Annotated in this window: 2 protein-coding genes and 1 pseudogene; all 3 read right to left on the minus strand. The window is 51.2% G+C overall.

The window, feature by feature from the left end; genetic code table 11:
• Nucleotides 1–155: pseudogene (locus DXD65_RS20750) on the minus strand (mobilization protein); the annotation flags it as partial.
• On the minus strand, nucleotides 121–504 hold the full coding sequence (locus tag DXD65_RS20755; RefSeq protein ID WP_025815051.1) for a MobC family plasmid mobilization relaxosome protein: 384 nt from the start codon (nucleotides 502–504) through the stop codon (nucleotides 121–123). The pseudogene DXD65_RS20750 and the gene DXD65_RS20755, both read right to left, overlap by 35 nt.
• A 156-nt stretch (nucleotides 505–660) precedes the next feature.
• Nucleotides 661–1,335: toprim domain-containing protein (locus DXD65_RS20760; protein ID WP_233556172.1), on the minus strand; the 675-nt coding region annotated here is incomplete at its 5' end.

Genomic DNA, 1,335 nt, shown 5'->3' on the forward strand with positions numbered 1-1,335 from the left:
GGGTTCATCCCGGCTTGCAGTATGAAACTGCGTATGATGTCCCGGTTGCTTTCGGCTAACACTCCCTCCGCATGAAGCAAAGCCGCCTGTTCCTTGCCGAGTACATAGTTCACGCAGCCTTTAAATCCGCTTCCCTTTTTTATTTTTCCAATCATCCGACAGTTGGTTTATGATTTCAACAATCCTGTTTTTGAGTTTCACCAGTTCCACGGCTACCAGTGCGAACCCTCCGGCATTCGCCCGGTGCGCCAACTGGTTGATGTTGTTGGCTTCGCCCGCCAGCCTGCGGATAGTGTCCGCATCCTGCCTGTTCAGCCGAGGCGTTACCTCTGCCGAAACGACAGCCTGCCGGACGTACTCGCTGACGTGCAGCCCGGCTTCGGTGGCTCGCTTCCTGATTGCGTAGAACTGTAACTCGGTCAGTTTCGTGCTGACTACCCGGTTCTGCTTGTCTATCCGGCTTTTTGCCGGGCGACCTCCCGGTTTGTTCCTTGTCCCTGTCATACGTTTTTGCTTTTAGGTGGTATCTTAAAAATTGCGACCAACGGGAGAAATTTTCTTTGCTGTCAAGCAAAGCAAGGTGTTTCGGTCTACCGAAACATAACCTTGCTCTCCCTAATCACACAGCCTGCCGTCTGTTCATGCCGCCAGTCTTGCAGGTCACATCCTTAGCCCTCTCTTTCTTTTTTCACCCGGATTTTGTCTGTTATCCTGCTCCGGCTGGGGCTTGTCGGTAACTGTCAAGTCTTGGGATTGTTTCACTTTAAGGCTACGCAAATAGTCGTTCAGGTCATTGTGACCGCTGTACAGGTGTGATACGTCACGTACACGCCATTTGTATTCCTGCCTTATGGCTTCAACCGCTTTCCTCCCGGCTTCGTCATTGTCAAGCATACAATGTATATGCCCGTAATCAGCCAACGGATATAAGGCTTTATCCGTGTTGGCGGTGGAGTTTAGAATAACGTAGTCCTGCCAGTCGGTGCAGGGTATATCCGGACTTTTCTGTTGCCGGATAGTGAGGAATGAGAGGAAATCCAAAAAGCCCTCGAACACGAAACAGGTATCTCTCGGCTCTCCCTGCTGCCGTATATGGGTGATGTCTTTCGATGTGCTGCCCTTGAAACGGGGATTGCGAAGCTCGTAACCTCCTGAATCATTCCTAAACGCCAGCGCAAAATAAGGCTTGCCACCGATGCGGTAATACATTTCCTGCACGTAAGGGGATGCCGTTCCGGGAGAAATCCCCCTTTCCTGCAAATAGCGTATGAGTGCCGGATTCTGTAACGGCTGTATTCTGTGTATCTCTATCGGGCTGGCTGCTTGCCTTTTCGT

It is taken from the genome of Bacteroides sp. 4_1_36 (assembly GCF_003466325.1).
Taxonomy (GTDB): domain Bacteria; phylum Bacteroidota; class Bacteroidia; order Bacteroidales; family Bacteroidaceae; genus Bacteroides; species Bacteroides uniformis.

Bases quoted from the DNA above. Each gene is read 5' to 3' on its own strand.
- DXD65_RS20755 (WP_025815051.1), bottom strand. From the start codon at position 504: ATGACAGGGACAAGGAACAAACCGGGAGGTCGCCCGGCAAAAAGCCGG.